We start from the raw sequence: 24,049 nt of genomic DNA on the forward strand, positions 1-24,049 counted from the left end.
GTTGCGTTTATAGAACGACCAAATAATCAGTTTGTTTGACACTATAACGTTCAAACAAGAATTAGTATCAACTATATACGATAGTTTTTATCTCGATCCGGCAAATACTTAGTTTTCGCAATTAACCGATTAAAAATAAAGCAAATAAAACTGGAAACGAGATTTTTGTTTAAATAAAAAGCAGTAATTTCTAATACTCACTATTACATCAAAACCTGTAACATTGTTTTTATTACGATGAATAATCAGGTTTTACTCAACTGACACCCATTTTTGGTACAAATAATAGACAACAGTAAATGTACGTCTACGTGTGACTTTGACGATTTAATAATCAAAATTAATGCTACAAAATTAGAGACTTCTCTGACTTAGTAAATATATCTCTTTATTTACAGTGTATTAGATAAAAACCAAATAGCGGTCACAAAAATCATGAAAAACTACCTCGTGATTACTCATACAAATACGGTGAAATTTAAACTGACAATTTATGCATAAGCCGTAGATTTAAAAAGCAAAGTTAACACTTGGGCTTAGTCGCAATGAGAATGGTTATACTTGACGAACATCACATCTTAGTTCACAATCCCAACTAACTTAAGGCTTTAATAAACTATGATTTTCATTAATCATCCTCAGTTTAACTCATTGAATATTAATGAATTAGCATTATCCTCATAGATTTATTATCACTTCTAATAAGTATCTACTACCAGATATGATTAATAACAGACACAACATTAGGGTTATCGACTCCCTGCTTGATACCGATGCTTATAAACTGCATATGCAGCAGGCTATTTTCCATCAATACCCAGACGTTGAAGCTGTGGCTGAATTCCACTGCCGAAGCGAAGAAGATCTGCGCCCATACTCTCAAGAGATCAAAGATCAAATCGCAAAAATCGCAGCACTTTCTTTTACTGAAGATGAGATCAACTACCTCTCTACACTGTCTTTTTTCAGTGCTGATTATCTTGAGTACTTACGCCACTTTCAGCTAAATGCAGACGATGTAACTATTGATGATTCTGGCGAACAACTTGCTATTACTATTCGTGGTAAATGGCTTGATGTGATCTTATGGGAAGTGCCGCTTCTTGCCATTATTTGCGAAATCCGTTGTGCGCATCTATACCCTGATGCAACACCAGCAGATGCGATCGAACAATTAAAACAGAAAATTGCACGTTTTTACCGTAATGCAGAAGACACCGATTTAAGTGAATTTGCACTGGTGGATTTCGGTACTCGACGTCGTTTCTCTAAAGCCGTTCATCATGAAGTTGTTGATTATTTAAAAGACAACATGCCTGAGTTTAAAGGTACGTCTAACTACTACCTTGCATTTACACGTAACCTAAAACCTGTTGGTACTCAGGCACATGAATGGTTCCAAGCTCACCAACAATTATCAGGTGAACTTGCCGATTCTCAGCAACTTGCATTGAATCGTTGGTTGCAAGAATATCCGAATGATTTAGGCATTGCCCTGACCGACTGCATCAATATGGATGCATTCCTTCGTGATTTCGATAAGCGTTTATCAAAGCGTTTTGTTGGTCTTCGTCACGATAGTGGTGATCCAATTTCTTGGGGTGAAAAAGCTATCGCCCATTACAAGTCCTTGGGGATTGATCCTAAAACCAAATCATTAGTGTTCTCAGATAGCCTAACACTTGATAAAGCACTTGCCATCTTCAAACACTTCAACCATCAAATTAATGTGAGTTTTGGTATTGGTACACAACTAACGTGCGACCTACCCAATGTTAAAACACTCAATGTTGTTTTAAAACTGACTGAATGTGAAGGTCGACCTGTTGCAAAAATCTCGGACGAACCAGGTAAAAGTATCTGCCGTGATGAAGATTATTTAGATCAGTTACGCTCTGCGTTCAATCTCGCAAATCAATAACGATCTTATTTAGACATAAAAAAGGCGAACAACTCATAAATGGTGTTCGCCTTTCTTTTTGGTATTCAGCTTTAGCTGTAATAGAATCGCTATCTAATATTTTCTGTCGTAACCTACCCTAATCATTTACCGTTTTCGATTATTCTCGTTGTAGAATAGCTTCCATACCAAAATGGGTGTTGGTTAACATTAACGTATCATTACTTGTTAACTCAAATTCTGAATCATGTTGGCCATCTTCATAAAGCAGAACTAACTGATTGTCTTCTATGTAGTAAATACCGCGATGCTCTTTTGATTTGCCTTTGTCGTTCGAAACCTCTGCAGAGAACAAAAAGTCAGGGCGAAGTGTTAACGATAATTCTGAAATACTCTTATCAACATCCACACCTGAAATCACTGATGTTTTCCAGTTCCCCGGTAAGTTCTCAGGTGCGAGTTTAGTAAATCTGGCTCCATCTAAAACGAACTGGTTATAGCTCAACATATAAGTATGCATTTGATCATCTTCATTATCCGTCATGAAGGTAATATTGGTTTCATCTATATTGTACTCGCCAGCCCATTGTTCAATTTTTCCATCAACACGCAATAGACGCATAGCAAACTGATAATTTGATTTAAATTGTACATGCATTGCGCGATAACTTTCACCTTCGCTTTCTACGCCAGCTTCGGTTGAACTAAACCAATACCAATTGCCAAGTAAAAATGGGTAATCAAATTCTGTTATATCATCGGCAAAGGTTGGACGATTGAATGTACTCAATGCAAACAATAGAGCAATAAAGAATAGCTTTTTCATAGGCTTCCCCTGTTACCAGAACAAAGTGCATGTACTTTAAAACTAGTTGGGAAAGCTATTTTGCGATGAAAAATATGCGCAAGATCACATTATAATATGCAACATGTCTTAGAGGTGAGAATGTTACTGTAATTGAGAGTTATAAAAAAAGCGCCCCTAAGAGCGCTTTATAATCATAACCTTGTAATGAGTGGTCACAAAATTACGATGACTTAATCTTCGTTAAATCTGCTGTGATTCCTACAGCCTCATTAAGATAAGCATCTGGTGCTTCATAGTCTTTTGGCACTGCATCAAGATCAGCAAATGGCTTTTTACCCATCGCTTTTTGACGTTGATTTAATCGAGCTAAACGTTCAGCATCTTCTTTATCTTGTTCAGCAATACGCGTCTTTTCATTTAACGAAATGGTATTGATATCTTTTTCCTTTTTATAGGTTTGGATATCTTCGTCAATGAAACCAAATTCCATATCCTTCTTAATTCGTGCTAAATGCTCTTCATTTAATTTAGGAAGAACAGACGAATAATTATGAAGTTGTTGGTATTTAGCTGGCTTAATGCTATCCCAAGGTAATGCATTGTCTTCAACACTCTCACCAGTTTCGGACGGTTCAATTGCCGTTGGGAAAGTGATATCAGGTACAACACCTAGATTCTGAGTACTACCACCATTAATACGGTAGAACTTTTGAATCGTGTACTGAACATGACCAAGAGGCTTATCAAACAAATCATACAAATGATTTAGTGAACGGTGCTGTTGCACAGTACCCTTACCAAATGATTGTTCACCAAGTACAACGGCACGACCGTAATCTTGCATTGCTGCAGCAAAGATTTCTGATGCTGATGCACTATAGCGATTAATAAGCACAGTTAACGGACCATCAAAGAAAACCTGATCATCTGAATCACTGTTTACTTTTACTCTACCGTAACTATCACGAACTTGGACAATCGGACCACTCGAAATAAACAAACCACTTAACGCTGTTGCTTCTGTTAACGCACCACCGCCATTGTTACGAAGGTCTATTACGATACCGTCGACTTTATCTTTGTTAAGTTTTGCTAATTCTTTCTTAGTATCTTCAGATAGACCAACATAGAAACTTGGTACTTCAATAACACCAATTTTCTTGCCTTCAACAGTCTTCACTTCAGACTTAACAGCACGATCTTCAAGGCGAATTTTGTCACGTACAATTGTGACAGTGTAACTCTTGCTATTCTTACCTTCAGGTAGAATATCAAGGATCACCTTCGATCCTTTAGGACCTTTGATTAATTGGACAACATCATCTAGACGCCAACCAATAATATCAACAATCTTTTCGCCTTCTTGACCAACGCCAATGATGCGATCACCTGCTGCTAATTTCTTAGAACCAGCAGCAGGGCCACCAGCAACAAGGGATTGAATCGTCGTATAATCATCTTTCACTTGCAGCACAGCACCAATCCCTTCCAAAGAAAGGTTCATTTCTGATTGGAATTGTTCAGCATTACGTGGAGATAAATAACTTGTATGAGGATCAACTTCACGCGAGAAAGCATTCATGTATAACTGAAATACATCTTCGCTATGAGTTTGTGTCAGGCGTTTTACTGCATTGTTATAACGCTTGCCCAACGTCTCTTGAATTTCTTTCCAGTTCTTGCCTGCTAGCTTAAGATTTAACGCATCGTATTTAACACGTTTACGCCAAATTTCATCTAATTCAGCTTGATCTTTTGGCCACTCAAGTTCAGAGCGATCAATAACAAAGTCTTCATTTTTATCGAATTTGATTTCGTTATTTAATTGCGAAAGCGCAAATTGATAACGTTCAAAACGACGTTGAAGTACTTTATTAAAAATATCAAAAGCACCTGATGTATCACCAGATTGCAACTGATCATCAAACTGATTACGCCAACGTTCAAATTGCTTCACATCTGAAGCCGTTAGAAAGCTTTTGTTGTAGTCGAGCATTTCGATATAGCGATCGAATACCTGACCAGAGAATTTATCATCAAGTGAAAAGTGCTTGTAATGTGAACGGGTAAAACGTGACGCTACCCTTTTACTCGCCGTTGCATGTTGCTTTTCAGGTGCAAGTTGCGGCAAATCACTTAATGAATACTTAGCCTCAGAGGCTTGTGCTGAAGCTGCTAGCATCATGCCAGCAGCTATCAGTGAGAAACGGAATCGACAATTCATGCGTCGCGCATTCTCCCTTTATGAACGCAGGTGCTCCGCTTTAACAGCCATAACTAAACCGTTAGTTAAGCGAACACGCACATCGTCCTTGTTAATTTCAACAATAGTTGCCGGCATGTTACCAGAGCCCATATTCACTTGTACGTCTTTACCAACAATCACTTCGTCAGCGTTTAGTACACGTGTAGTCTCTACTGGCTTCTTATTAACTTTAGCTGTTTTTTGCTTAATGTTCTTTGGTTTAGCTGATTTTGTACGAGTTTTTTTAGCTTCGCCTTCTTTAGCAGCTTTAGCCATTGCTTGCTCTTTACGACGAGTACGTACTTTTGCTTTACTTTCTTCAAGTGCTTTTAGTGCGTGATCAACGTGCTCTTGCTCAAGTACATCACACTCATTACCGTCTAAATCAACACGGCTTACACCAGCTTTAACGCCGTGAAGGTAACGCCAGGAAGATGTGTATTGACGTAATGCTGTACGTAATTGAGTTTTGCTTACCTTTGGATCATCACTTAAGCGCTCAGCAAGATCTTGAAAAATACCGATCTTAAGTGGTTTAGCTTCACCTTCAATAGTAAAACATTTTGGGAAACGCTCAGCAATATATGCAATAACTTCTTTACTGTTCGTTAACTTTTCAGAGTTTTCCATGGACTTTCCTGACATAAACGAGATTTGCTCGCTTGTTGTGCTTTGTTCAAAAAGAAATAGTGTGGCTATTATAATTACCTATAAAGGAAAAACCACCGAAAGCATGAAATTAGAGTACTTTTTGTAGTTCTTCAACTAAAGAAACTAGACCTTGTTCATCATTTTGGTCAAATCTTGACAAATCTGGACTATCAATATCCAACACACCGATGCATTTTCCTCTAACATTTAATGGGATAACGATTTCTGACTGGCTAACAGCATCACATGCAATGTGCCCAGGAAAGGCATGAACATCATCAACACGCTGAACTTTGTTGTCTTTAACCGCAGTTCCACATACGCCCTTTCCAACCGGAATTCGAACACAAGCAGGTTTACCTTGGAACGGACCAAGCACCAGTTCATTATCCTTTAACAAATAGAAACCAACCCAGTTAATTCGTTCCAACTCCATGTTCAATAACGCACTAATATTAGACATATTAGCAATTAAATCCGTTTCACCTTCAATCAATGCCACAGCCTGACGTGTGAGTCGGCCATAAAAAGAACGTGTATTTTCCATAGCATACGCCTTACATAATCGTTAAAATGAAATCACTTATCAATAATAGGAATCATTATCATTGTGAAGCATTCCCTCCCAACCATGATTAATTGGTCTTGGCTATTTATGCAAGCCAAAAAACATCGTCCTCGGCTGATCACGGCAAATATCATTGCTATTGTTGCAACGCTTATTAGTGTTCCTATTCCTCTATTAATGCCTTTAATGGTTGATGAAGTACTTCTACATAAGCCTGCTGAAGGTATTCAATTTTTAAATCACCTTTTACCTCAATCATGGCAAACTGCGACGGGCTATATTCTATTAGTGCTTTTTCTTGTCGTATTCATGCGCACTGTTAGCCAAGCGTTAAATATTCTGCAAAGCCGACAATTCACATTAGTATCTAAAGACATCACCTTTCACCTTCGTCAGCATTTATTAGACAAGTTAGGGCGTATCAGCATGCGTCAGTACGAAGAAAAAGGCAGTGGTGGTATCACCTCTCACCTTGTTACTGATGTCGAGACCATTGATAAGTTTGTTGGTGATACCTTAAGTCGCTTTATTATTGGCTTGCTAACCGTAGTAGGTACAGCTGGTGTCTTATTATGGCTTGATTGGAAGCTAGGATTGTTCATTTTAGTGATCAACCCAATTGTGGTGTATGCCTCAAAACTAATGGGGAATCGCGTTAAGAACTTAAAACGCCAAGAAAATCAGTCTTATGAAAAGTTCCAACAGCGTTTAGTAGAAGTGTTAGACGGGATTTACCAACTTCGAGCATCCAATCGTGAACGTGAATTCTTAGGACAATTGAAATCTCAAGCCAATGATATTCGCCACAGCGCTGATAAATTTGCTTGGCAATCAGAGGCCGCAGGTCGAATATCCTTCCTATTATTCTTGGCTGGCTTTGAAGTCTTCCGCGCTGCCGCGATGTTAATGGTGTTATTTAGTAACTTAACCATTGGTGAAATGCTGGCAGTCTTTAGTTACCTGTGGTTTATGCTTGGTCCTGTACAAGAACTACTGGGTATCCAATTTTCTTGGTATAGCGCATCGGCTGCGATGCAGCGCTTAAATACTTTGTTATCTCTCGAAGAAGAAGTACGTCCTACCGCAACCGTATACCCTTTTAATCATAATGAAGCGATTGATATTAAAGTAAGAGATGTTCACTTTTCATATGACGACGATAAAGAAGTACTACGTGGTTTAAATCTTGATATTCCAGCAGGTAAACGTGTTGCTTTAGTGGGTGCCTCTGGTGGTGGTAAATCGACCTTGATCCAACTGTTACTCGGTATTTACCAAAAGCAGTCTGGTGATATTTATATTAACGGTCATACCATTGAAGATGTCAGTTATGAATCGTTACGTGAACGAATGGCGGTTGTACTGCAACACCCTGTGCTATTTAACGATACATTACGTCATAACTTAACCTTAGGTGGTGACTACTCTGATGAGCAATTATGGAATGCACTAGCAATCTCACAGTTGTCAGATATGACAGAACGCCTGACACATGGCTTAGATACTGAGATTGGTCGACAAGGTATTCGTTTATCAGGCGGTCAACGTCAACGTTTAGCCATTGCTCGAATGATTTTATCGAACCCAGATTTTGTCATTTTAGATGAAGCGACATCAGCGTTAGATACATCAACAGAAGCTGCACTTCATAAAGCCTTGAATGAATTCTTAGCTGATAAAACCACATTGATTGTTGCTCACCGTCTTTCAGCGGTTAAGCAAGCTGATTTAATCTATGTATTAGAAGATGGATTAGTAAGCCAATCAGGTACACATAATGAATTAGTTAGCCAACATGGGTTATATCAAACACTTTATGGTTCAATTCAATCACCTAATGATGATGTAGAGCAAAGAGATCCACAACTAGCGGTGGCAAGACTCGGCACAAAATAATATAGTATCCCCTTCTTGACGCTCATGAGCTATCATTCACTCTGTTTTTATAAACTTGTGAATTAATATTTCATGAGCGTTTCTATATCCCGCTCTTTTTACGAAGGAAACAACGTACTATGTCAACGGCCAGACGCTGCCCAGGTTGCAATTTACTCGTGCTTCCTGAAGTTGCTCATCACGGACAAAGTGCTTACTGTCCCCGTTGCCAAACACGTTTATATCGTGGGGGAACAGCAAGATTTAATGCAGAGCTTGCCATTGCAGCCGCCGGGTTGATCCTTTTTATACCGACAGTCACCTTGCCTTTAATCACCATACGATTATTTGGTCAGATGATCCCAGCAACACTTCCATCAGGGGCTATTACCCTTTCCGCAACGTTTCCCGGTGTTGCAGCATTAATTCTGTTTTGTAGTGTTATTGCTCCACTGTTAGTAATGGGTGCTGTCTTCAGCGCACAATTTTCGCTGAAATTTCGTAAGTTTCGTCTGTTCAAGCTATCAACATGGATACTGCACCATTTAAAACAATGGGTCATGCTCGATGTATTCTTAGTTAGCCTTGCCATCGCTTGCTTTAAAGTCCAAGAAGTGGCTGATATTAATGTTGGATTAGGCTTATATTGTCTTATTACCATGCAGATATTGTTCTTAGTGCTATTAACCCGTATTAGCGTTCGACGATATTGGGATGCATGGCAGCCTGAAAATGAACATATTAGTGATGATTTAGATACCCTTTGCACAACGTGTCATCTCACTCAAGAGCACCTTACCCATTGCCGACGCTGTAATAGTGCGCTGCATGATCGTATTCCCCATTCAATTCAAAAAACATGGGCATACTTGATCTCAGCTAGCATCTTCATTTTACCCGCAAACTTATACCCTATTTCCATTTTCATGAATAACGGTAAACGTATTGAAGATACTATCTTTTCAGGCGTTGCTGAGCTGGTAAAAACGGGGATGACAGGCATTGCTGCCATCATCTTTATTGCCAGTATTATTGTTCCTATCGCCAAGATCATCAGCTTGGCTTACATCTTATTAGCAGTGCAATTTAAGCGAAATACCCGCCACCTTTTCAGAATGCGCGTTTTTCGTGCCGTCCACTGGATTGGGAAATGGTCCGTAATGGATCTTTTTGTTATTGCGATCATGGTTACATTGATAGACCGTGGTCAAGTTCTTGATTTCACGCCAGGTCCTGGGGCAATCGCCTTTGCCGTCGTGGTAGTATTAACAATGTTAGCAGCAGAAAGTTTAGATTCTCGCCTGATATGGGATAACTATGAACAACGATCCAAATAACGAACAACCCCACAAGGTGAATATTCGCCGTGATCGGGGGCTATCACCACTCTGGCTATTGCCGCTACTTGCATTAATACTAGCAGGCTGGCTGCTATTTAAAGCGGTTAATGAAGCTGGCGAACGTATTCAAATTCACTTTAACGATGCTGTAGGTCTCGTTGCTGGACGAACCACTATCCGCTATCAAGGTCTTGAAGTAGGTATTGTGCGTGATGTGAGCTTATCGAAAGATTTAAAAAGCATTTATGTTACCGCAGACATCTATCCCGAAGCTGTCAAAGTCTTGCGTAAAAATACTCGTTTTTGGTTAGTTAAACCGAAAGCATCTATTACTGGCATTTCAGGTTTAGATACTTTGGTTTCAGGTAACTACATTGCCTTATTACCGGGTGACGGTCCTGAAGCAACCAAATTTACAGCACTTGAAAGCCAACCAGCAGATACCCCATTGGAAGATGGCTTAAAGCTGCAATTAAAAGCGCCAAATCTTGGATCGATCAGTATTGGTTCGCAAATTTTCTATAAGAAGATCCCGGTTGGTGAAGTCTTTAATTACACATTGAGCGACAACAAAAAAGAAGTGGTGATTGATGCATTAATCAAACCGCGTTACGCCAATCTAGTTACCGATAAAAGCCGTTTCTGGAACGTTAGCGGTATGCGTGCCGACATTGGCTTTAATGGTGTTGATGTACAGTTTGAAAGCCTATCAGCATTAATTGCAGGTGCGATTGCATTTGATTCACCGGATAAAGGCACTGTGATTGAGCCTAACCACCTGTTTAAACTCTACCCAGATATCAACACCGCAGGTCGTGGTATCGCAATCACAATCACCCTGCCTGATAACAACAATATCAGCGATTCTGGCTCACCTATCATGTATCGCGGTTTACAGATCGGTAAAATCACCGATGTTGGCTTAGATGATAAAACAAACAAGATTGTTGCTCATGCTGCGATTGAACCTAGTATGCGAGAATACTTAAACAGCGGTTCGCGTTTGTTACTAGAAGAAGCAGAAGTTTCACTTAATGGCGTGAAGAACATTGGTAATCTTGTTCGTGGCAACTTCCTGCGCCTTATTCCTGGTAAAGGTGAAACAACCCGTGACTTCACCGCCATCACTCGTGATGCATTAGAAGAACAACAACCGGGTGTTGCAACCTTTAAGCTGTATGCCGATCAAAGCTTCGGTATTAAACGTGGAACTAAACTGCGCTACAAAGGCTTAACGGTGGGTCGTATTACCAATGTTGAGCTATCAGGTGATCGTGTTGGCTTTGATGTATTAGTACAGCCTGAATACACCAACTTAATTCGTAGCAGCAGTCGCTTCTTCGTTGATGGTGGTGTGGATGCAAGTATTACCAGTCGAGGTGTAGATGTCTCTATTCCGCCAGCCGATCAACTGATCAGCAGTGCAATCAGCTTTACCTCTGTAGGTAACAGCAAAATTAACAAGAGCTACACCCTATTTAAAAACCGTAGCCTTGCCGATCTTGCAGATGAAAAACTTAAAGGCTACAGCACGATTAACCTGTTTGCCGAAAAGCTACCGCCAGTTTCTGAAGGTAGCCCAGTGTTATACCGTAACCTTCAAGTGGGTGAAGTTATCGACTTTGCACTGAAAGATAATGGTGTAAACATCAAACTAAACATTGAAAAACAATACCGTCACCTAATCACTTCTCACACCGTGTTCTGGAATCGTTCAGGCATTGAGGTAGAAGCTGGGTTAAATGGTGTGAAATTAGTAACTGATCCGTTATCAACCTTAATCAAAGGCGGTATTGCTTTTGATAATATGGATCAAGTTAGCAACCGTATTGGTTCAAAATACAAGCTCTACCCAAGCCTGAGTGATGCACAACACTTCGGACAGTTGATCACTCTTACCGCTAACGATGCACGTTCGGTTTCTAATAATACCGAAATCAAATTCCAAGGCGTGACCATAGGTAAAATCATCAACATCGAGCCTGATTTCTACAAAAATAACGTAAAAATTCAAGCTCGTTTATACCCGAAATACGCTAAGAAAATTGCTAAATCTGATAGCTACTTCTGGGTCGTTAAGCCGAAGATCAGCCTAAGTGGTAGTGAGAACCTAGATTCGCTACTTAGCTCATACATTGCAGTTCAACCGGGTAAAGGCAGCTTTGCCGATAAGTTTAAATTGGGCTCTGCCGAGCTGTTTGATTCTCGCTTAACTATCGTATTAGAAAGTGAAGACCGTGGCTCTGTTAGCGAAGGAACACCACTGCTTTACCGTGATATCCAAGTTGGACAAGTGGTTAATGTATCACTGGGTGACTTAGCCGATCGTGTGATCATCAAAGCACAGCTAGAGAAACAATATAGCCATCTTGTTCGCAAGAACTCGGTATTTTGGAATAAATCAGGTGTGAATGTCGATATCGGCATTACCGGTGCAAACGTCAAAGCAGGCACATTTGATAGCTTACTTCGTGGTGGTATTGCGTTTGCAACGCCAGAGCAGCAACCGCTTGAACCACAAGCCAGAGCGGGAACCCACTTCCTATTGCACAAAGAAGTGAATCCAAAATGGTTGACATGGAGAACCGCTATCCCAGAGCGATAAGCATTCTTCGACAATAAACACATTAACAAAGAGCACTTCGGTGCTCTTTTTTTAATCCGTAATCTGGGTTTATTACGCTTTGTATTAGCAAAAACTGCAATTCATACCAATCTGTTATAAACTCAGCGCCATTAGCTAGTTAATAGAGATCCTTCCCTTGCATCCGAATATCTATATCCCAGACGCATTCATCGATTTAATCAAGCAAACCATGCCTGAGCACTTAGACATCGATGAGTTTATTGCATGTTGTAAAACACCTCTTCGTCGCAGCATTCGTGTCAACACACTAAAAATCAGTGTAGAGGATTTCCTTGCTCGTGTTGCAAACCGTGGATGGACATTAACGCCAGTACCTTGGTGTGATACTGGCTTTTGGATCGAACGTGAAGATGAAGACAGTGTTTCGCTAGGTAATACTGCTGAACACATGGCGGGTCTGTTCTACATTCAAGAAGCCAGCTCCATGATGCCAGTTACCGCATTATTAAAAGATAACGATGCATTAGATTGCGTGCTAGATATGGCATCTGCACCGGGCTCTAAAACCACCCAGATTGCTTGTTCGATGCAAAATCAAGGTGCGCTGGTGGCAAACGAGCTTGCAGCAAGTCGTATTAAAGTGCTGCACTCAAACCTACAGCGTTGTGGTGTTTACAATGCTGCACTTACCCACTTTGATGGCTGCGTGTTTGGTACATGGGCACCAGAAGCGTTTGATTCGATCTTATTAGATGCGCCATGTTCAGGTGAAGGTGCTATTCGTAAAGACGAAGATGCAATGGCAAACTGGAGCCTAGCCTCTATTGAAGAGATCGCAGAAGTTCAACGCAACCTGATTGTGAGTGCATTCCAAGCCCTAAAAACTGGCGGCGTTATGGTGTACTCAACCTGTACGCTGAACCAAAGTGAAAACCAAGACGTTTGTCATTTCCTAAAAGACAAGTTTGGTGATGCTGTTCAATTTGAACCGCTAAATGATCTGTTTGAGGGTGCAGAAAAATCACTCACAGAAGATGGCTTCCTTCACGTTTACCCACAGATCTTTGATAGCGAAGGTTTCTTTGTTGCTCGTATTCGCAAACTGGCACCCGTTGAAACGGATAAAGTGAAAAAGCGCATGGGTAAATTCCCATTTAGCCAGCTAAAAGACAAAGATCAGCAAGACATTGCTAAGCAACTAAAACAAGATCTTGATATCACCCTACCTGCACAACACGATGTATGGCTACGTGACAAAGAAGTTTGGTTATTCCCTTCTGAGCTGAAAAGTTTAATTGGTGAAATCCGTTTCCAACGTATCGGGATCAAACTGGCAGAGCAACACAAGAAAGGTTACCGCTGGCAGCATGAAGCAGTGATGACACTGGCTTCTGGCAACGAATCTACTGCTGTTGAGCTTAATGCCGAACAAGCTAAAGAATGGTTCATGGGGCGTGATATTCGCCCTGAAATCCCAGCGGGTAAAGGCGAAGTGATTGTGACTTACCGTGATTACCCTATCGGTATTGGTAAATGGGTAAGTAACCGCATTAAAAATGGATTACCCCGTGAATTAGTACGTGATACCAACCTATTTGATATCTAAATACAAACCTCCAATATAGTGGTAAAACTCATGTTATAACTAAGTTCAATTAATGAATAAACTGGAAAAAGAGCATTATTCAACTAACATTGAAAGTGTAATCAAACTCCATTTACTAACCAGTTAGCGCAAGGCTCTTACGAGAGCCATTCCCCTAGGCCCGAGACAGGAGTCGTTTCGGGCTATTTTTTGTCTTCAACTTTCCACCTTCAATAACGGTATCAAGGTAACATTTCTGAAATATAAAAGCGTTTTTTTACCGCCCAACCTCTCATCTTTAAATTCCTCGACTTTCCAAGCTTCTATTTCTTATCTTTCATAATAAAAACACAAAGATATCATCAATAACTATTATGAAAGTCGTCATTAACAAGGAGCAGTAAATGAAACAGAACCCGTACAACGAACAGGATGCCGATCGTTGTGAAATATGGGACATGCTAGTAAGTCGTGACATCAATGCTTATTGCCATGCCGACTGGTCCAAGGTTGAAAATGACTTCGAAGCCACTGAGTTTTTTGCTATCAATGCCAATAAAAACCCAGATCCAAGCCGTTGGACCTTGTCATTCTCATCACTTGATCTTTACCGTGACGAATGGCTGCGACAAGCTCAACACTCACAACAGACCGAATATGCTGAGTGTTTAGAAGAAGCGATACACCGCGCGACCACGCTCAATGAAATCACCATTGATGGTGATAGAGCCTTAGCTCGCAAACAGTTTAACGGGGCGATTAAACGCCGTGATAACGAAAATGAAGTGCTACTTTGGCAAACCTTGTATTACCTAAAACGCACCATTGAAGGTTGGAAAATCTGCGGATTTACAGGCTATCTACCCTATACTCAATAACAATTAACCGCTCCCTACAAACGGTCTACTTGTTTAAAACAGATACAAAAAAACCGAGCCTCATGCTCGGTTTTCTATTAATCAAAGATAAACAATGATTAGTGTTTGTGTGCAACGATTTCAGCTTTCTTAAGCTCTTTAACCGCTTTGCTCACTTCACGACGCTCTTTAGAAAGCTCAGCACTGATGATGATGTGATCATCAACACGATCTTCGTAATCGCCCTTCATGTTTTCAACGATTTCAACGATTTGGTCGTGGCTCATGTCTGCTTTGATGTAGTCCATCAAGTTTTCTAGCAATTCTACACGCTTACGGTTGTCACGGATTTTACGATCGTTGTCTAAGATTTCGCGTTTTAGTTTGTTCTTACGACGTGTTTGACGAACGAGTTCAAGGATGTTGTTCATTTGTTGTCCTTAGTCTGAAAAATAAAACCTTGTGAAACTGATTTAATGCAAGGGATTAGGAATAATGCACTTCCTAGTACATAACCGTCGAGTCTCAGTTTATTGCTGAAATCGTTATATCAGAAAGTCATTCGAAAACTCAAGCAATACTCATGATTAAATGCTCAATGATGATTCTATGAACACCTACCCGTGTTTCTCGCTTAAATATCGCACGAATCACTTACCTATTTCTTGATATTTTTCAATAAACAGACTTATTTTTACTGACAAATATGACAATAAAACAACATATGTAATCGGCAATAATGAAACAGTATCTTCTGTGAAATTTACCACAAAAAAAGCCTTAATTTATTTGCAAATGGCATATCAACGCCTACTCTTGAATTAGACCAGTACTCGCTTACAACAATGCAATCTGAAGAAGGATAGCTTCATAGAAGTGTTCAGGCTCAAATAGCGTCGTAACCCGATATTGGCAACACAATGTTTGATGTAAAAGTTGATTCAGGAGAGAACATGTCAAAAGCAACAGGTACCGTTAAGTGGTTTAACGAAGAGAAAGGTTTTGGTTTTATCACACAAGATAACGGCGGTGCTGACGTATTTGTACACTTCCGTGCGATTACTGGTGATGGTTTCAAGACCCTTGCTGAAGGTCAAAAAGTTTCATTTGAAACAGAGCAAGGTCCAAAAGGACTACAAGCAGCGAATGTTGAAAAAGTATAACCAAATACTTAATAACGCTTAGCGTTAATCAATATCCAACGTAAATAAAGGGTCATCACGGCCCTTTTTTCATCAAGAAAATCCTCCCACGTCCCTGCTTAGTAAAAACAATATTCTGCTACCCCTCCAATTTACGATAAAACTGAAAGGTTATAACGCATTTATATAGATTGATCATATAACCAGATCAGCAATTATAGTGTCAGTTAAAGCGAGAGATTTTATAGAAAACAAATTTCATATTAATTATTCGCTATTTTTTTGTAATACGGCTCACATTATCTATTTATAGACAAGTAACTTACTTGCTCTTTAAAAATGAAAATGGCTTAATATCAACGTCCTGCAAAGCAGGCCTATTTATGCAACAAAGTGAAAGGAAAAACTTCGTTACACTGTTCAAACGTACACAGTTGTCCTGAAGCGCTTCAATATTCTTTTGTACATAAGTAACATATTTAAATTATTTTCAGGAGACATCACATGTCTAAAGCAACTGGTATCGTTAAGTGGTTCAACGATGAGAAAGGTTTTGGTTTCATCACTCAAGATAACGGCGGTGCTGACGTATTCGTACACTTCCGCGCTATCACTGGTGAAGGCTTCAAATCTCTGAAAGAAGGCCAAAAGGTTTCTTTCGACGTTGAGCAAGGCCAAAAAGGTCCTCAAGCTGCTAACGTAGAAGCACAATAATTCTACAACGAACAGTTGAAGAAGTAAGGGTATCTCAGGGTACCCTTTTTTATTGCCTGTTATAACGATAACAACAGGCAACAAATAGATCATACCAATGCGAACGGCTACATTAACGGTTTAAACGCATCTTCAAACGTGGTGAGCCACAACCAAAATAGTTATCTTCCTGCCCTACCACCACAAAGCCTAATAACTCATACAGCTTTAATGCTTTGTTATCAGGATGAACCGTCAACCAAATGCAATTGTAATCCGCTAACTGTGCTAAAACCTCGTTTAACAGCGCCTTTCCTACGCCCTGACCTTGCATCTTACTACCAACCGCAACGCCTAAAATCCACGCCTCACGAGCGCCTTCATTTGCAGCTGTAAAACTTGGGCTAGCTAATACATAACCCACAACAGCTTGCGACTCGGTAGTTGCAACTAAAAAGCCATTAGACCAACAGTCATACGCTTGTCTGAAGAAAAAATCAGGATAGCTATGCTCACCAAACAACTCACGTTCTAATAAATAAGCAGCAGTTACATCGTCTTTCTCTGCTTTACGAATGTGATACGTCATAAAATCACATTTCCCTTTCAAATTTTATCCATTAAAAAACCAGCCGACTTGCCGTTACTTTCGTAACCACAATGTACAGGCTGGTTTTACGCAGAATAGATTAAAAGAAATCTATTACTTGTCAGCGCGGCTCATGAACTTTTGTTCAGCCGTGTTAACTTTAATCTTTTCACCGTTCGCGATGTATTCTGGAACTTGAACTACTAGACCAGTTGTTAGTGTTGCTGGCTTAGTACGTGCACTTGCAGAAGCACCTTTGATTGATGGATCAGTTTCAACGATAGTCAGTTCAACTGTCGCTGGAAGTTCGATTGCAACTGGCGCGCCATCAACAGTAAGAACTTCGATACCTTTAGTATCTTCAGTGATGAATAGAAGCTCTTCAGCGATTGCTTCTTTGTTGAATACGTATGGAGTGTAATCTTCATCATCCATAAATACGTATTCTTCGCCATCGATGTAAGAGAAAGATGCTTTAGTACGACGGAAATCAGCTAGGTTTACGTTCTCGTCAGCTTTGAAGCTAACATCAGACTTAGTACCTGTTGCTACATCGTAAATACGCATTCTGTAAAGACTTGCGCCAGCACGACCACTAGGCGTTAGCTTACTGATTTCTTTAACAAGACCTACTTTACCGTTAATTTCAACAGCAGCAAATTTTTTAATTTCACTAGCCTTTGGCATGATCAAAATTCCAAAAAAAAATAGTTGAGAGAAATTACACCAAGATAGAGATTTATAGCAAGTGTTATAATAGTACAAATACCATTTTTTTGCGTTTGCTCTCTAGCCTTGTTCAAAGCTTAAACAACCGCTATTTTAAGCCATTCTCATTCCACCAACTGCCTGATTTCCCAAAGCATTAGGATAACAACACAGCAAACTTTCAGCGTCATTCTTTTTACATAACAAGGCATACAAACGTAAAACAGCAGCCATTGCAGCTAGCGTGATATCTAGCCCAACGCCCGACAAAAATTAAGCGTATAACTCCAATTACTCACTGACCATTATTTAAATATTTACTGTAATAATTAAATATAAACCTCAGTAAATCGTAACAAAAAACCACATACCTGAACCAAAGCAATACAGAAACAAAACAACATAGCAACAACTTGAATCACTATTTTCTGTACGCTAGCATTCATCAAAATTATCAAATATCCGCATTTAATAACGCCTATATAGCAAATGTCACACACATCAAAATCACTGCGTTTTAAATAAGCGAACAAATAGATATATAGCTTTATATTTACATCGCTCACCTTGTCGTCTTAATAAATAAACGGTTTTTAATGTTACAAATAGCACTACTTCTTTTAGGTTCTAGTTTCGTAAAAAAAACACTGCCTTATTTACTACTACTTTCCTTCATATGGGGCGGCACGGGTATGGCTATTTTTATTGATGGAATCGACGGTGTCATCTTTGATGGCTTTTGCTATTTCATTTTACTTGAAAGCATCACGACATTAATGATCACCCCTACAGTACTCGGGTTTCAGCGAAACATTATCTTGGTTAAAGGCACTATTTTTCTATGCGGTGCCATTGTGGCATTAATAAATGTGAAATCGAGTAACATCTTACTCTCACTAGCATTCGGCCTTGTTTATTTTGCGGTGGGCGTTTTCAATATTTCCTCAGCTTTCGTAGTGCGCTTTAGTCATTGGAAAAAGGCGATTTTATGGGGCTTAGTTCAAATTGGATATGCACTATTCCTGCTCATGAATAATGACTACGTGATCTCATACGTTCTTGGTTTTATTATGATCACAGGCAGCGTCAGAAGTATCTATTTTCTGTTCAAGATTTATTTTTCAAAAAATAACAGTGCTATTTATCCTCTCTTAAATAACAACAATAACGTAAGCAGCTTAAATACACTTGCAGGTTTACAGCACACGCATCAAGACTTACCACTAACAGTACATATATGGACACCAGAAGGCTCAGCAGACAACCCATATATTCCAAGACCGATCATTAATCGCTATATCGCTGCAACCGATATCACTGGGATTATTTCGACAGGACATGCCGCTATAGAAGTAGGTAAAGAGCTGTATATGAGCTTATACCCGAAAGATGAGATCGAGCGTTCACCCTCTGAATTTATCAACACCTTAAAAGCGATCCCTGAAAATAATGTCGCTGGACGTTATTTACCAGATTATCAATCAGAAGTCGCTGAATGGTGTGAATCCAATATTCAGATCCAATTTAACAAATATAACCGACACACATTAGAGCAGTTTTGGCAGCAAAATAGCAGTAACCCTATTTACAATTTGACCTCAAATAACTGCTCAAGCCATACCGCATACGCACTAGAAGCCGCGTTAGATAGCGTATTGCATGACAACAATCCGAGCATGTTGACGCTAATAAAGCTAATGATCAAACCAGAGCTATGGCTTGCTGCACAAATCCGTCACCGAGCCATCATGATGGCTTGGACGCCAGGTTTAACGATGGACTATAGCCGAACACTACAGACGATTGTTCATCCCGTCACCGTACCTTGGTACCAATGCAGCCTCTTGCAAAAATTACCATTGCGACACCTTAAATCGGCGATGCTTCGCCTTTAAATGAGTAACAAAAATGAATAATGTACATCTAATTTTATTAATTTCTATTATCGCCGAAACCGTAGCCACAACAATGATGAAAGCATCAGAAGGTTTCACTCGTCTTGCACCAAGTATTGCCGTGGTTATTGGTTATGCGGTTTCCTTTTATGGCTTATCACAAGTCGTCAAAACCATGAACATTGGCATTGCTTATGCGATATGGGCAGGAAGTGGTATCTTTCTTGTGTCGCTACTTTCTTATTTTGTCTATCAACAGAAGCTCGACCTACCAGCACTCATGGGGCTGACACTGATCGCTGCTGGGATCATAGTGATTCAAGTGTTTTCTAAATCCGTGGTTCATTAAAAACAAACAAGAAGAACAATGGCTTCATGTTAATAACAATCATGAAGCCAGCAAAACATCCTCAACAACTTACGCCATCATCACCAAATTCAACGCAATTGAAAGCATGATGATCCCCACTGCAAATTCCAACACCTTCCATGCATTTGGGCGTTTAAACAATGGCGCAAGAAAACGAGCCCCATAACCAAGAGAAAAGAAGAACACAAACGAGGCTGTTACCGCCCCTGAACCAAAGTAAAACTCATCAGGTTGATATTGGGTAGAAATAGAGCCAAGCAGCACTACCGTATCTAAATACACATGAGGGTTGAGCCACGTAAACGCCAAACACGTCAGCACCGCTTTGATTAACGAGCCCGATGATTGCTCTCCTGCCACAAGCGCATGATCCTTCGTAAATGCAGATTTAAAACTCAGCAAACCATAAACGGTTAAGAATATCGCACCGCCATAACGCGCAATGGTTTCAACCTCAGGGTACTTATTCACAATTACCCCAAAGCCTGCCACACCGAAGCTAATAAAAATCGCATCCGACAGCGCACACACCAAGCAAATGATAAAGACATATTGATTCTTCAGCCCTTGCTTTAACACAAACGCATTTTGAGAGCCGATAGCGAAAATTAAAGACAGGCCTAGAGAAAAGCCAGCAAGAAAGGTAGACATAACAACAACAGATCCCTGTTTAGCATTAGATAAAAGCACATCCCAATCGGTTAATTTATAAAACGATCAATAAAATTTCCAGTGCTCAAACCAAACAGTACATCCTACCTAACATCAGCAAAGCATAAATCATCTTCTAAAAATAAAAATATGATGAAGTTTTATACAAACCAGCAGTAAAACATCGCTTGTATTGATAAAAGCAGCAAAAAATTCGATATCAATAAAAGATGTTATTAATCAGATTATTAGCAATAACACCCTAACAACAAAGTTAATTTAACAACAAATAATTATCGTTTTTCGATAATTATTTATTTCTTTATTTAAAATACATCGCTATAGTGGCAACCGAATCGCAACACAGACACACAAATCATTAGAGGTATAAAAATGAAAAAAGTTTTACTGCTATTAGCACTAGGTTCGGTTTCTGTATTCGCTAACGCTGCGCCTGCTGCAAAACATTCAGATCAAATGCTGGCGCAAGTAGACAGCATTACCGTGTATTCAGGTGAGAATGTTGATAGCCAGAAAGAACCTTTAAAGGTGATCAATAAGTCGCTGGTTCCAAACTTTGAGAAATGTGCGGTTTACCTACCAAAAGGCGCATCAAAAGCAAGTACCACTATCACCCTATCTCGTAGTGATGATGGCAAACTATCACTAGACTGTGCTGGTCAGTAAGATAGATACCAATAAAAATACCGACCTTTTGGGTCGGTATTTTTGTATGGGAGTCGCTACCTAATAAATGGCTATAAACTAGCTGAGTAACAGACTCATTTGTGGACAAAACTTTGTTTGATAGCTAGCTCTATTTGGGCTGGTAGGTATTAGAAAAAGTATGGATAGGTGTCGGCTTCGCGACACATATCCTTATTTTTTATACGACTATTTCAGCACACCTGATTGAACTGCGTCATTGAGCCTAGATTCGACTTCTCGCCACAACAAATTACTACCTTTGGAAATGCGTTCGCCATTAAAGCCAAAAACTTTTTCTTTGGGTATGTTGTGTTTTTTCCAGCCATGACCTTCACCATGTATGTTGTGAAGTAAAGGTGGAACTCGGTCGATTGCCTTAGCAAAGCTTGCTTCGGGACTTACACCTTCTTCAAACTCTTCCCAAAGATCAGAAAACTCCTCTCGGCTTGCTTCAGGCAAAAGTTGAAATAACTTCTGTATGCATGACCTTTCTAATTGTTTGTTTTCTTCCGTTTCAGCAGAGTAAATAACCGTATCACCAGCCTCAATTTCACCTAAGTCATGGATGAGTAGCATTTTCATGACACGAACAATATCAACTGATTCATTAGCAAAATCTTGGAGTAAAAGAGCACTCAGACAAACATGCCAACTATGTTCTGCTGAGTTTTCATATCTATCTAACCCTACAGGTTTGGTTTGTCTTTCTATCGATTTCAGTTTCTCGACTTCTATCATAAAGTCGATTATTCCCTTAATTTCTTCCACACCCAGTCCTTTTGATGCTTAATATTTGATTGGCGTATAACAGAATATTAATAAGCATTCTTACTTTGGAGCAAAAACACACGCATAAAAAACTTTATCATACTAGATATAATCTTTATATATCATGAATTTGATAACAAATTTCACGCCTGAGTGACGTTCAATGAGAGGATGTGATAATGGGGCAAAATGAGCTAGCCACATCAGCTAGCTCGAAAGTGGACAAAAGCTTGTTAGATAAGTTGCTCTATTAAGGCTGGTAGGTATTAGGAAAAGTAAGGGTAATGTTCGGCATTACCCTAAATGATATTTCAATATTTACTTATATAAGGCGGCTTAGGCTTGTCCAACACTTCGGATAGGTGTCGGCTTCGCGACACATATCCTTATTTGTTATGTGCGTACTAAATATCTACGTACAATCTCAGCATGTCTTTGTGTTGAATGCCATTTTCATAGATTGGCTCGGAGTAGTTTAGCAAAAAATGGTCTCTGATGATTGAGTCTACTCGAAAACCTAAACGCTGATAGTAAGTAAGTTGATAACCAAATGTACCCGTACCAAGCTCGACACGATTGATCCCCTTGCTTGGCAACTTAGATAGAACAAGCTTTAGTAACTTAGAGCCAATACCTTGACCTTGTAGCTCTGGAGAAACAGATACATTAAATATCTCAGCATGGCTGTTGGTCTGCGCTTTAACGATACAAGCCGCCAAAACTTGCCCATTGTCTACTGCAGCAAAGCACCATGAATCAGATAAATATGAAGCGATACTAGCTTCAGAAGGATCAGCTTCAAGCAATAAATCTAGTGGAATTTCGCTACTTTTGACTTCGATATATTGCATATGTCCTCCGAGCACATAACGCCGCGTTAAGTAGTGAGCAACGCCTCCACATAGCCTTACCCATTATGCCGTAAACACAAAACTCAATTTGAACTGAGAATGCCATGCGTTGCGAATCTGCCTTAAACGCTTTGTTAGAACGTTTTTTCCATGAATAACAATTTCTTACCTTCATAGAACGCTTCTTTAAATTGCGTATAGCCCAGCTTTTTATAAATATATATTCCTCTTGAGTTTGATTCGAATACATCTAACCAGACTTTTGAACAGTTTAAGTTTTCCGCACAATACTGTTCCATCTCTTTAATTGCGAGTTGACCAAGACCCTTTCCTTTGGAAGCAACAACAATTCTCCTGAACTCAACGACATCTTGGCTTTCTTGCGACAAAATTATGAAGCCTGACAACTCGTTTTCGTAGTACAAAGACAGATAAATTACGTCATTGCTCTCTATTAGACTTGCGTGCTTTTCTAGTGAATAAGGAATAACAAAGCCTTTTGTATCATAAGAACACTCCATTTCAACAAAAGCCCTGGCTTCTGATATCACCGACTTTCTTAATTCTAACACCATATTTTCCTAAACTTTCTAACGCCCAATTAAGGTGTGAAGCACGCATCCACAACACTCAATTTGAACACCTTAATCACTAAACTTAACCCAAACCGAAAATGCCAAGCGTGCTGAATCACTCTTAAATTATTTGTTATGTGGAAGCGAAAACAAAACCTATTAAACTCAATCAAGTTTGCCAAGAAGGTAGACTAATTTTAGTCGTATCTGTTTTTATTTAGCAAGTAACCCATTAATGATGGTTATGCGGACTTGCTATATTTAGCATTAATAGGTTTTCCATTGTTTATGGTAACAATACATAAACCAGGGACAGTATAAAGCTTAAAAAATAAAACCTGACTAATACCGTTCCCTGACGGTTCAAACTGATACTTGGCTGCTTCGCTGTTTATTTGTTCTAGTGAGCCATTCTTTACTATTATCTCACTAACTTTTATACACAATTCTTGTGTTTGAACTTTAAAATATCCAACTGACCCAACGATTGGGATCATGATAAACATGCTTAACACTAATATAATTTTTAGAGTTTTGTTCATTCTTCTCTATTCCACATAACAGTATATTAATAAGCATTCTTACTTTCGCGCAAAAATACACGCATAAAAGACCTTTATCATACTAGATATAATCTATATATATCATGAAGTTGATAACAATTTTTCACGCCTGACGCCAAT

23 protein-coding genes are annotated in these 24,049 nt (G+C 39.4%); 11 read left to right on the forward strand and 12 right to left on the reverse strand.

Annotated elements, in window-relative coordinates:
- The first annotated feature begins 721 nt into the window (after nt 1–721).
- A complete protein-coding gene (gene pncB, locus Q7657_RS16505) occupies nt 722–1,921 on the forward strand; it encodes a nicotinate phosphoribosyltransferase (protein ID WP_498827369.1) in 1,200 nt (399 codons plus the stop codon).
- Nucleotides 1,922–2,060: 139 nt separating this feature from the next.
- Here pncB and Q7657_RS16510 read toward each other — a convergent pair whose 3' ends face one another.
- The 4 genes from Q7657_RS16510 to Q7657_RS16525 all read right to left on the reverse strand — a co-directional run bounded on the left by Q7657_RS16510 (nt 2,061) and on the right by Q7657_RS16525 (nt 6,151).
- Nucleotides 2,061–2,726, reverse strand: coding sequence for a lipocalin-like domain-containing protein (locus Q7657_RS16510; protein WP_107166961.1), 666 nt, complete (start codon nt 2,724–2,726; stop codon nt 2,061–2,063).
- A gap of 202 nt (nt 2,727–2,928) precedes the next feature.
- A complete protein-coding gene (gene prc, locus Q7657_RS16515) occupies nt 2,929–4,932 on the reverse strand; it encodes a carboxy terminal-processing peptidase (RefSeq protein WP_107166960.1) in 2,004 nt (667 codons plus the stop codon).
- An 18-nt stretch (nt 4,933–4,950) separates the two neighbouring features.
- Nucleotides 4,951–5,583, reverse strand: coding sequence for an RNA chaperone ProQ (gene proQ, locus Q7657_RS16520; protein ID WP_053989714.1), 633 nt, complete (start codon nt 5,581–5,583; stop codon nt 4,951–4,953).
- A gap of 109 nt (nt 5,584–5,692) precedes the next feature.
- Nucleotides 5,693–6,151, reverse strand: coding sequence for a free L-methionine (R)-S-oxide reductase MsrC (locus tag Q7657_RS16525; protein WP_107166959.1), 459 nt, complete (start codon nt 6,149–6,151; stop codon nt 5,693–5,695).
- A gap of 84 nt (nt 6,152–6,235) precedes the next feature.
- Between Q7657_RS16525 and Q7657_RS16530 the strand changes: the two genes are divergently transcribed.
- From Q7657_RS16530 to Q7657_RS16550, 5 genes are all read left to right on the forward strand, one after another.
- Nucleotides 6,236–8,068: an ABC transporter ATP-binding protein gene (locus Q7657_RS16530; protein WP_107166958.1), complete on the forward strand. Its 1,833-nt coding sequence runs from the start codon at nt 6,236–6,238 to the stop codon at nt 8,066–8,068.
- A 119-nt stretch (nt 8,069–8,187) separates the two neighbouring features.
- On the forward strand, nt 8,188–9,384 hold the full coding sequence (locus Q7657_RS16535) for a paraquat-inducible protein A (RefSeq protein WP_107166957.1): 1,197 nt from the start codon (nt 8,188–8,190) through the stop codon (nt 9,382–9,384).
- Complete coding sequence (locus tag Q7657_RS16540) at nt 9,365–11,992, forward strand: PqiB family protein (protein WP_107166956.1); 2,628 nt, start codon at nt 9,365–9,367, stop codon at nt 11,990–11,992. Before Q7657_RS16535 ends, Q7657_RS16540 begins: the two co-directional genes overlap by 20 nt.
- A 157-nt stretch (nt 11,993–12,149) precedes the next feature.
- A complete protein-coding gene (rsmF, locus tag Q7657_RS16545) occupies nt 12,150–13,580 on the forward strand; it encodes a 16S rRNA (cytosine(1407)-C(5))-methyltransferase RsmF (protein WP_107166955.1) in 1,431 nt (476 codons plus the stop codon).
- Nucleotides 13,581–13,963: 383 nt separating this feature from the next.
- A complete protein-coding gene (locus tag Q7657_RS16550) occupies nt 13,964–14,437 on the forward strand; it encodes a hypothetical protein (protein ID WP_107166954.1) in 474 nt (157 codons plus the stop codon).
- Between the two features lie 98 nt (nt 14,438–14,535).
- Here Q7657_RS16550 and Q7657_RS16555 read toward each other — a convergent pair whose 3' ends face one another.
- A complete protein-coding gene (locus Q7657_RS16555) occupies nt 14,536–14,847 on the reverse strand; it encodes a DUF496 family protein (RefSeq protein WP_008987087.1) in 312 nt (103 codons plus the stop codon).
- A gap of 522 nt (nt 14,848–15,369) precedes the next feature.
- On the opposite strand from Q7657_RS16555, the gene cspE (Q7657_RS16560) reads away from it, so the two are divergent.
- Together cspE (Q7657_RS16560) and cspE (Q7657_RS16565) are read left to right on the forward strand one after the other, a co-directional pair.
- Complete coding sequence (gene cspE / locus Q7657_RS16560) at nt 15,370–15,579, forward strand: transcription antiterminator/RNA stability regulator CspE (RefSeq protein WP_008987088.1); 210 nt, start codon at nt 15,370–15,372, stop codon at nt 15,577–15,579.
- A 483-nt stretch (nt 15,580–16,062) separates the two neighbouring features.
- Nucleotides 16,063–16,272: a transcription antiterminator/RNA stability regulator CspE gene (gene cspE, locus Q7657_RS16565; RefSeq protein ID WP_053989707.1), complete on the forward strand. Its 210-nt coding sequence runs from the start codon at nt 16,063–16,065 to the stop codon at nt 16,270–16,272.
- Between the two features lie 112 nt (nt 16,273–16,384).
- On the opposite strand, the gene Q7657_RS16570 is transcribed toward cspE (Q7657_RS16565), so the two are convergent.
- Together Q7657_RS16570 and efpL are read right to left on the reverse strand one after the other, a co-directional pair.
- Complete coding sequence (locus Q7657_RS16570) at nt 16,385–16,840, reverse strand: GNAT family N-acetyltransferase (protein ID WP_107166953.1); 456 nt, start codon at nt 16,838–16,840, stop codon at nt 16,385–16,387.
- Nucleotides 16,841–16,954: 114 nt separating this feature from the next.
- Complete coding sequence (gene efpL / locus Q7657_RS16575; RefSeq protein WP_045062819.1) at nt 16,955–17,527, reverse strand: elongation factor P-like protein EfpL; 573 nt, start codon at nt 17,525–17,527, stop codon at nt 16,955–16,957.
- Nucleotides 17,528–18,240: 713 nt separating this feature from the next.
- Between efpL and Q7657_RS16580 the strand changes: the two genes are divergently transcribed.
- Together Q7657_RS16580 and Q7657_RS16585 are read left to right on the forward strand one after the other, a co-directional pair.
- Complete coding sequence (locus Q7657_RS16580) at nt 18,241–19,443, forward strand: hypothetical protein (protein ID WP_258178289.1); 1,203 nt, start codon at nt 18,241–18,243, stop codon at nt 19,441–19,443.
- Between the two features lie 13 nt (nt 19,444–19,456).
- On the forward strand, nt 19,457–19,792 hold the full coding sequence (locus Q7657_RS16585; RefSeq protein WP_107166951.1) for an SMR family transporter: 336 nt from the start codon (nt 19,457–19,459) through the stop codon (nt 19,790–19,792).
- Between the two features lie 69 nt (nt 19,793–19,861).
- Here Q7657_RS16585 and Q7657_RS16590 read toward each other — a convergent pair whose 3' ends face one another.
- Nucleotides 19,862–20,464, reverse strand: a complete 603-nt coding sequence (locus Q7657_RS16590) for a LysE/ArgO family amino acid transporter (protein WP_107166950.1) — start codon at nt 20,462–20,464, stop codon at nt 19,862–19,864.
- A gap of 393 nt (nt 20,465–20,857) precedes the next feature.
- On the opposite strand from Q7657_RS16590, the gene Q7657_RS16595 reads away from it, so the two are divergent.
- Nucleotides 20,858–21,151, forward strand: a complete 294-nt coding sequence (locus Q7657_RS16595) for a hypothetical protein (protein ID WP_107166949.1) — start codon at nt 20,858–20,860, stop codon at nt 21,149–21,151.
- Between the two features lie 207 nt (nt 21,152–21,358).
- On the opposite strand, the gene Q7657_RS16600 is transcribed toward Q7657_RS16595, so the two are convergent.
- The 4 genes from Q7657_RS16600 to Q7657_RS16615 form a co-directional block, all read right to left on the reverse strand.
- Nucleotides 21,359–21,940, reverse strand: a complete 582-nt coding sequence (locus tag Q7657_RS16600; protein ID WP_107166948.1) for an HD domain-containing protein — start codon at nt 21,938–21,940, stop codon at nt 21,359–21,361.
- Between the two features lie 404 nt (nt 21,941–22,344).
- Entirely contained in the window at nt 22,345–22,791 is a 447-nt protein-coding gene (locus Q7657_RS16605; protein WP_107166947.1) for a GNAT family N-acetyltransferase, read from the reverse strand.
- 134 nt (nt 22,792–22,925) lie between these two features.
- The gene (locus Q7657_RS16610; RefSeq protein ID WP_107167513.1) at nt 22,926–23,366 is read right to left on the reverse strand and encodes a GNAT family N-acetyltransferase; all 441 of its coding nucleotides are present in this window, start codon (nt 23,364–23,366) and stop codon (nt 22,926–22,928) included.
- A 242-nt stretch (nt 23,367–23,608) separates the two neighbouring features.
- Nucleotides 23,609–23,908, reverse strand: a complete 300-nt coding sequence (locus tag Q7657_RS16615; RefSeq protein ID WP_107166579.1) for a hypothetical protein — start codon at nt 23,906–23,908, stop codon at nt 23,609–23,611.
- Between the last annotated feature and the right edge of the window lie 141 nt (nt 23,909–24,049).

This window comes from Candidatus Photobacterium acropomis, assembly GCF_030685555.1.
Classification (GTDB): domain Bacteria; phylum Pseudomonadota; class Gammaproteobacteria; order Enterobacterales; family Vibrionaceae; genus Photobacterium; species Photobacterium lucens.

Bases quoted from the DNA above. Each gene is read 5' to 3' on its own strand.
- Q7657_RS16595 (WP_107166949.1), top strand. From the start codon at position 20,858: ATGAAAAAAGTTTTACTGCTATTAGCACTAGGTTCGGTTTCTGTATTC.
- cspE (WP_053989707.1), top strand. From the start codon at position 16,063: ATGTCTAAAGCAACTGGTATCGTTAAGTGGTTCAACGATGAGAAAGGT.
- Q7657_RS16585 (WP_107166951.1), top strand. From the start codon at position 19,457: ATGAATAATGTACATCTAATTTTATTAATTTCTATTATCGCCGAAACC.
- Q7657_RS16555 (WP_008987087.1), bottom strand. From the start codon at position 14,847: ATGAACAACATCCTTGAACTCGTTCGTCAAACACGTCGTAAGAACAAA.
- Q7657_RS16605 (WP_107166947.1), bottom strand. From the start codon at position 22,791: ATGCAATATATCGAAGTCAAAAGTAGCGAAATTCCACTAGATTTATTG.
- Q7657_RS16570 (WP_107166953.1), bottom strand. From the start codon at position 16,840: ATGACGTATCACATTCGTAAAGCAGAGAAAGACGATGTAACTGCTGCT.
- Q7657_RS16550 (WP_107166954.1), top strand. From the start codon at position 13,964: ATGAAACAGAACCCGTACAACGAACAGGATGCCGATCGTTGTGAAATA.
- Q7657_RS16525 (WP_107166959.1), bottom strand. From the start codon at position 6,151: ATGGAAAATACACGTTCTTTTTATGGCCGACTCACACGTCAGGCTGTG.
- Q7657_RS16510 (WP_107166961.1), bottom strand. From the start codon at position 2,726: ATGAAAAAGCTATTCTTTATTGCTCTATTGTTTGCATTGAGTACATTC.
- Q7657_RS16615 (WP_107166579.1), bottom strand. From the start codon at position 23,908: ATGAACAAAACTCTAAAAATTATATTAGTGTTAAGCATGTTTATCATG.
- proQ (WP_053989714.1), bottom strand. From the start codon at position 5,583: ATGGAAAACTCTGAAAAGTTAACGAACAGTAAAGAAGTTATTGCATAT.
- efpL (WP_045062819.1), bottom strand. From the start codon at position 17,527: ATGCCAAAGGCTAGTGAAATTAAAAAATTTGCTGCTGTTGAAATTAAC.
- cspE (WP_008987088.1), top strand. From the start codon at position 15,370: ATGTCAAAAGCAACAGGTACCGTTAAGTGGTTTAACGAAGAGAAAGGT.
- Q7657_RS16590 (WP_107166950.1), bottom strand. From the start codon at position 20,464: ATGTCTACCTTTCTTGCTGGCTTTTCTCTAGGCCTGTCTTTAATTTTC.
- Q7657_RS16530 (WP_107166958.1), top strand. From the start codon at position 6,236: ATGATTAATTGGTCTTGGCTATTTATGCAAGCCAAAAAACATCGTCCT.
- prc (WP_107166960.1), bottom strand. From the start codon at position 4,932: ATGAATTGTCGATTCCGTTTCTCACTGATAGCTGCTGGCATGATGCTA.
- Q7657_RS16535 (WP_107166957.1), top strand. From the start codon at position 8,188: ATGTCAACGGCCAGACGCTGCCCAGGTTGCAATTTACTCGTGCTTCCT.
- pncB (WP_498827369.1), top strand. From the start codon at position 722: ATGATTAATAACAGACACAACATTAGGGTTATCGACTCCCTGCTTGAT.
- Q7657_RS16580 (WP_258178289.1), top strand. From the start codon at position 18,241: ATGGCTATTTTTATTGATGGAATCGACGGTGTCATCTTTGATGGCTTT.
- Q7657_RS16610 (WP_107167513.1), bottom strand. From the start codon at position 23,366: ATGGTGTTAGAATTAAGAAAGTCGGTGATATCAGAAGCCAGGGCTTTT.
- Q7657_RS16540 (WP_107166956.1), top strand. From the start codon at position 9,365: ATGAACAACGATCCAAATAACGAACAACCCCACAAGGTGAATATTCGC.